Source organism: Streptomyces sp. NPDC127092 (assembly GCF_042722475.1).
In the GTDB taxonomy this organism is placed as follows: Bacteria; Actinomycetota; Actinomycetes; order Streptomycetales; family Streptomycetaceae; genus Streptomyces.
This window is the reverse complement of record NZ_JBHXFE010000124.1, coordinates 327-680: the sequence shown is the minus strand read 5'-3', so window position 1 is coordinate 680 and position 354 is coordinate 327. Positions and strand designations below refer to the sequence as shown.

The following is a 354-nucleotide window of genomic DNA, read 5'->3' as shown; positions in this document are numbered from 1 at the left end:
ACGTCCTTCATCTCGGACTACGGCGCGGAGATGCTCGTGGAGATCTCCCGGTTCTTCATGTCCATGACCCTGCACAACGCCGTCACGGACCGCTACGAGATCCACGGCGTCATGGGCCCGGACGAGTTCCACGACGGCTATCCCGAGACCCCCGGCTCCGGCCTGCGCAACAACGCGTACACGAACGTGCTGACCTCGTGGGTGCTCGCGGAGACCGCCCGCCTGGTCCGCTGGCTGGACACGATCGACGACGGCCTGCCCGAGCTCATGGAGATCTCCGAGGAGGAGATCGAGCGCTGGGAGGAGGTCAGCACCCGCCTGACCGTGCCGTTCTTCGAGGAGGGCGAGGAGGCC

General features: G+C 66.7%; 1 pseudogene. It reads left to right on the top strand.

Annotated features, from left to right (window positions below):
- Positions 1-354, top strand: a pseudogene (locus ACFWJO_RS37795) (glycoside hydrolase family 65 protein); the annotation flags it as partial.